Annotated in this window: 8 protein-coding genes; 4 read left to right on the forward strand and 4 right to left on the reverse strand. The window is 62.1% G+C overall.

Annotated features, from left to right (window positions below):
• Positions 1-83 precede the first annotated feature (83 nt).
• The 4 genes from NUV89_RS26950 to NUV89_RS26965 form a co-directional block, all read right to left on the reverse strand.
• On the reverse strand, positions 84-761 hold the full coding sequence (locus tag NUV89_RS26950; RefSeq protein WP_257783705.1) for a response regulator transcription factor: 678 nt from the start codon (positions 759-761) through the stop codon (positions 84-86).
• A gap of 7 nt (positions 762-768) precedes the next feature.
• Complete coding sequence (locus tag NUV89_RS26955; RefSeq protein WP_257783706.1) at positions 769-1,176, reverse strand: translation initiation factor 2; 408 nt, start codon at positions 1,174-1,176, stop codon at positions 769-771.
• Positions 1,177-1,283: 107 nt separating this feature from the next.
• Entirely contained in the window at positions 1,284-1,583 is a 300-nt protein-coding gene (locus tag NUV89_RS26960; protein ID WP_257783707.1) for a YciI family protein, read from the reverse strand.
• A gap of 1 nt (position 1,584) precedes the next feature.
• The gene (locus NUV89_RS26965) at positions 1,585-2,181 is read right to left on the reverse strand and encodes a septation protein A (RefSeq protein WP_257783708.1); all 597 of its coding nucleotides are present in this window, start codon (positions 2,179-2,181) and stop codon (positions 1,585-1,587) included.
• 87 nt (positions 2,182-2,268) lie between these two features.
• Here NUV89_RS26965 and NUV89_RS26970 point away from each other — a divergent pair, with 87 nt between their 5' ends.
• The 4 genes from NUV89_RS26970 to scpB all read left to right on the forward strand — a co-directional run bounded on the left by NUV89_RS26970 (position 2,269) and on the right by scpB (position 5,527).
• Positions 2,269-3,132: a PHP domain-containing protein gene (locus NUV89_RS26970; RefSeq protein ID WP_257783709.1), complete on the forward strand. Its 864-nt coding sequence runs from the start codon at positions 2,269-2,271 to the stop codon at positions 3,130-3,132.
• Between the two features lie 13 nt (positions 3,133-3,145).
• Positions 3,146-3,775: an L-threonylcarbamoyladenylate synthase gene (locus NUV89_RS26975; protein WP_257783710.1), complete on the forward strand. Its 630-nt coding sequence runs from the start codon at positions 3,146-3,148 to the stop codon at positions 3,773-3,775.
• A gap of 120 nt (positions 3,776-3,895) precedes the next feature.
• Positions 3,896-4,594 (forward strand): ScpA family protein, encoded by a 699-nt coding sequence (locus NUV89_RS26980; protein ID WP_177325347.1) that lies wholly within the window; start codon positions 3,896-3,898, stop codon positions 4,592-4,594.
• A 12-nt stretch (positions 4,595-4,606) separates the two neighbouring features.
• The gene (scpB, locus tag NUV89_RS26985; RefSeq protein ID WP_257783711.1) at positions 4,607-5,527 is read left to right on the forward strand and encodes an SMC-Scp complex subunit ScpB; all 921 of its coding nucleotides are present in this window, start codon (positions 4,607-4,609) and stop codon (positions 5,525-5,527) included.
• Positions 5,528-5,611 lie beyond the last annotated feature (84 nt).

The following is a 5,611-nucleotide window of genomic DNA, read 5'->3' on the forward strand; positions in this document are numbered from 1 at the left end:
GCAGCAGTTCATTGGCTGACACACCGCCTTCGCGAGCAAGCCCGCTCCCACATAAGCCCGCTCTACAGGAATAGTGTTGATGCTCAGGGGGCGTAGTAGTACCCACGGCTACGCAACGCCACGATCCGTGGCCGGCCATCCGGGTGGGGACCGATCTTTTTGCGCAGGTTGCTGACGTGCATGTCCAGGCTGCGATCGTAAAGGGTCAGCTTGCGGCCGAGGGCGATCTGCGCCAGTTCCTGTTTGTCCAGCGGCTCGCCGGGCTGGCGCAGCAAGGCTTCCAGCAGGCGGCTTTCGGAGACGGTAAGGGTGAATTCCTGCTCGTCGATGCTGACCACGCCGCGCACCGGGCTGAAGCACAGGTCGCCCAGTTCCATTTGCGTAGACACGGCGGCCGGGTGGCTGCGGCGCAGCACCGCGCGCAGGCGGGCGGTCAATTCACGTGGGTCGCACGGCTTGGCCAGGTAATCGTCGGCGCCGAGTTCCAGGCCGAGGATGCGGTCCAGCGGTTCGCCCCGGGCCGACAGCATCAGCACGGGCAAGTCCGGGTGATCGGTGCGCAGTTGCTTGAGCAACTCCAGGCCGCTGCCATCGGGCAGCATCACGTCCAGCACCACGGCGGCCGGCGCCGTTTCAGCCAAGGCTTTGCGTGCGCTCAAGCCGTCATGGCAGGCGCGCACCTGAAAGCCTTCCTGGCTCAACCAACTGGTCAGCAGCTCACAGAGCTCCTGGTCATCATCTATCAGTAACAGCTCGCTCATGACTCACTCAATTTAGCCATTGTCGACGGCGACGGTGCCCACCGCTGGCGAAGATCCCGCACAGCAAGGCGATCAGTGCGACGGCCCCACCGGTGACAAACCATTGTTGTTGCTCGGTCAGCCAACGGGTCAAGGCACCGCCCTGTGTCTCTTTGAGTTGCTGGGACAGGCGTTGGTTCTCTTGGCGAAGGCGACTTAATTGCGCGCTTTCGCGGGTAGCGTCCGCATTTTGCAGCTGCTTGCTCAGTTCTTCACGTTGCCGCTCGCTGTCTTTCAAGCGTTGCTGCAACTCGCTGATCTGGCTGCCGGCACTCAACGACAGGGGCGTCGAATTGCCGATGTTCGGGGTTTCTTCCGCGTGGGCCGTAGCCCCGATCAATAACACTGCCAACAGACACAACTGACGTAAGCGCATCGGAACTCCTGATTCCACACGAATATTCAGATCGTTGTCGGCAGGTTACCGAGAATAATGAGCAATTAGGCGTGTGCCGAACGTAAACGGTCCGGCACAGGTTCGGGTCAAGGCAGGACTTGCTTGAACGGCTTGACCACGACGTCGGCATAAACGCCAGCGGCGATATACGGATCGGCCTTGGCCCAGGCCTGGGCGTCTGCCAGGGACGCGAACTCGGCGACGATCAGGCTACCGCTGAAACCGGCGTCGCCCGGGTCATTGCTGTCTACGGCCGGGTGCGGGCCGGCCAACACGAGGCGGCCTTCTGCTTGCAGCTGCTTGAGACGCTCGACGTGGGCGGGGCGCACGCTCAGGCGTTTTTTCAGCGAGTTGGCGACGTCGGTGGCAATGATGGCGTAGAGCATGTCAGTCCTCGGTTTTTGGCGTGGTAGGGGCGGCGTCATGCAGGTGGCGCGACAGGTAGATGCCCTGGCCGACCAGGAACAACACGGTCATGCCCAGGCTGCCGAACACTTTGAAGTCGACCCAGTAGTCCTGGAAGGTAAAGGCCACGAACAGGTTGGCGGCGCCGCAGAACAGGAAGAACACGATCCAGGCGACGTTCAAGCGCGTCCACACCGGCTCCGGCAGGGTCAGCGCATGGCCCATGATCCGCTTGATTAGCAGGCGGTCACCGATGAAGTGGCTGCCGATAAAGACCAGGGCGAACAGCCAGTTGACCACCGGCGCTTTCCATTTGAGGAAGGTTTCGCTGTGGAAGGCCAGGGTCAGGCCGCCAAAGACCAGGCAGGCGACCAGGGTCAGCCATTGGCTTTTTTCCAGCTTGCGCTGGGAGATGAAGATGGCGCCGTAGACGACGATGGAACTGACGATCAGGACGGCGGTGGCGCTGTAGATGCCTCCGAATGAGACCGGGTGACCGGCGATATCGAGGACCCGAGGATCGATTTTGGTAACGATGAAAAACAGCAACAGCGGGATGAAGTCGATGAATTGTTTCACAGTAAGAGCCAGAAGCTGGATGTGGCGGCATAATAACAAACATCCTAGGTAGCGAAAGCGCCAGCTGACTTGAGGTTACACATCCCCGTGAATGTTGATTTGCACTGCCACAGCACGGCCTCCGACGGCGCCCTGGCGCCCGCGGTACTGGTTGCGCGTGCGTTTGAAAAAGGCGTGCGAGTCCTGGCGTTGACCGACCACGACACCCTCGAAGGCCTCGACGAGGCTCGCGAAGCCGCGCAGGCGCTGGGCATGCAACTGGTCAACGGCGTGGAATTGTCCTGCACCTGGGGCGGCGCCACCATTCATGTGCTCGGCTACGGTTTCGATCAAACCGCCGCACCGCTGGTGGCCGCCATCGCCGCTTTGCATGATGGCCGCTGGCTGCGCTCCGAAGAAATCAGCCGCAAACTCAGCCTCAAGGGCATGCCCAATGCCCTCGACGGCGCCCGGGCGATCCAGCAGGAGCTGGGCGACAGCGGCAACGCGCCGGCCCGCCCGCACTTCGCTGACTGGATGGTGCGCGAGGGTTTCGTCAAGGACCGCGCCGAAGCCTTCCGCAAATGGCTGGGCGCGGGCAAGCTGGGTGACGTCAAGCAACACTGGCCGACCCTCGAAGACACCGTCGCGACCTTGCGCGCTGCCGGGGCCTGGGTCAGCCTGGCGCACCCGTGGCATTACGATTTCACCCGCAGCAAGCGTCGCAAGCTGATCAGCGACTATATTGGAGCGGGCGGCCACGCGATCGAAGTGGTCAATGGGCATCAACCCGCTGAACAGGTCGGCAGCCTGGCTATTCTTGCCCGCGAATTTGGTCTGCTGGTCAGCGCCGGCAGTGATTTTCATGGCCCAGGTGGGTGGTCCGAAATCGGCGAGTATCGCCAGGTACCTGAAGACCTGCCGCTCTTGTCGGGGCGATTCAAGCATGACCCCATTACTGCCACCGTCTGAACAGGTAGAACACGTGAGTCAATTCTTCCAGATTCACCCGGAGAACCCCCAGGCGCGCCTGATAAAACAGGCCGTGGAGATCATTCGCGCCGGTGGCGTGGTGATCTATCCAACGGATTCGTCCTATGCCATCGGTTGCCAGATCGGCGACAAAGGTGCAGTGGAGCGCGTAAGACGCCTGCGGGACCTGGACAAGAATCACAACTTCGCCCTGATTTGCAGCGACCTGTCCCAGCTCGGGTTGTTCGCCAAGGTCGACACCGGCACCTTCCGCCTGCTCAAGGCGCACACGCCGGGGCCCTACACCTTTATTCTGAACGCCACCCGCGAAGTGCCGCGCCTGTTGCTGCACCCGAAGAAACGCACCATCGGCCTGCGGGTGCCCGAGCATCCCATTGCCCTGGCATTGCTGGCAGAGCTGGGTGAACCGTTGATGAGCGTGTCGCTAATCATGCCCGGTGACACCGAGCCGCTGGAAGATCCGTACGAAATGCGCCAACTCCTGGAAAAACAGGTCGACCTGATTATCGACGGTGGTTTCGGCGGCAATAAAGCGTCCACCGTGATTAACCTGGCCGATGGCGAGCCGGAAGTGATCCGCGTCGGTTGCGGCGATCCGGCGCCGTTCATGGTCGAGGCCTGAATGTCCGCCGTGGAAACCGTCGATAGCCAGGCCGGCGCCCAGCAGGAACTGCCGTTTGCCATGGTGTATGGCCAGGCCGTGCTGGAAATGCCGCTGGACCTGTACATTCCGCCGGATGCGCTGGAAGTCTTCCTCGAAGCCTTCGAAGGCCCGCTGGACTTGTTGCTGTACCTGATCCGCAAGCAGAACATCAACATCCTCGACATCCCGGTGGCGGAAATCACCCGCCAGTACATGGGCTATGTCGAATTGATGCAGTCGGTGCGCCTGGAGCTGGCCGCCGAGTACCTGGTAATGGCCGCGATGCTCGCCGAGATCAAGTCGCGCATGCTGCTGCCGCGTTCGGAGACGGTGGAAGCCGAGGAAGACGACCCGCGTGCCGAACTGATCCGCCGCCTGCAAGAGTACGAGCGCTTCAAGGCCGCTGCCGAAGGTATCGACGGCTTGAGCCGCGTCGGCCGCGATGTGGTGGTGCCCAAGCTGGATGCCCCCGAGGCCCGCGCGCGCAAACTGTTGCCGGATGTGAGCCTGGAAGAACTGCTGATGTCCATGGCCGAAGTACTGCGCCGTGGCGATATGTTTGAAAGCCATCAGGTCAGCCGCGAGGCGCTGTCCACCCGCGAGCGCATGAGCGATGTGCTGGAGCGCCTCAAGGGCGGTGGTTTTGTGCCGTTTGTCGAGCTGTTCACCAAAGAAGAAGGGCGCCTGGGGGTGGTGGTGACCTTTATGGCGGTGCTTGAACTGGTCAAGGAATCCTTGGTCGAGCTGGTCCAGAATGAGCCTTTTGCGGCTATCCACGTGCGGGCGCGAGCCGAATAAAGAGCTGAATCGATGAATCTGACTGAACCCCGCGAACTGGCCCCGTTGCTGGAGGCCTTTCTACTGGCCTCGGGCAAGCCGCAATCCTTGGAGCGCCTGTTCGAACTCTTTGAAGAAGCCGAACGCCCTGAGCCGCCCGTGTTCAAGAAGGCGCTGGAGATCCTGCGCAAATCCTGCGACGGCCGTGCATTTGAGTTGCGGGAAGTGGCTTCGGGTTATCGCCTGCAGATCCGTGAGAAATTTTCCCCATGGGTCGGCCGCTTGTGGGAAGAACGCCCGCAGCGTTATTCGCGGGCGATGCTGGAGACCATGGCGCTGATCGCCTATCGCCAGCCAATCACCCGGGGCGAGATCGAGGACGTGCGGGGGGTGGCGGTCAACAGCCATATCGTCAAGACGCTGCTGGAGCGCGAGTGGATTCGCATCGTCGGTTACCGTGACGTGCCGGGCAAACCGGCGATGTTTGCCACCACCAAGGTGTTCCTCGACCACTTCAACCTGAAAAACCTCGACGACTTGCCGCCGCTGGCCGAGTTGCGCGAGATGGAGCCAGACCCGGTGCTGGACTTCGACGACGCGCCGGTGCCCGCCAGCCTGCAAGAGCTGGCCGATGCCAGCGCCGAGCCGGAAGAGCCGAAGGACGAAACCAGCTTCCACACCTTGTTGTTGGAGCTGGACGACATGGAGCAGGGCATCAAGACCGACTTTGATGATTTGTTGCGTGACGGTGCGGTCGAACCTGAAGCCCTTGAAAATGTTGAGCCCGAGCCAGAGCCTGAACCCGAGGAAGACATCCTTGGCGTTGCCGAAGCCCGCGAAAAACTCCTGGCCACCGTCGCCGCCCTCGAACAGCCGGCCTTGAGCGACGAAGAAGCGGAAGCCCGCGCATTGGCCGAAGCCATCGAAGCTGAACGCCGCGAATTCGAAGACTGACCAAATCCCGCAAGCACTGCTGAACCCCCTGTGGGGGGGGGGGGGGGGGGGGGGGGGGGGGGGGGGGGGGGGGGGGGGGGGGGG

This window comes from Pseudomonas sp. 18.1.10 (assembly GCF_024655625.1).
Classification (GTDB): Bacteria; Pseudomonadota; Gammaproteobacteria; order Pseudomonadales; family Pseudomonadaceae; genus Aquipseudomonas.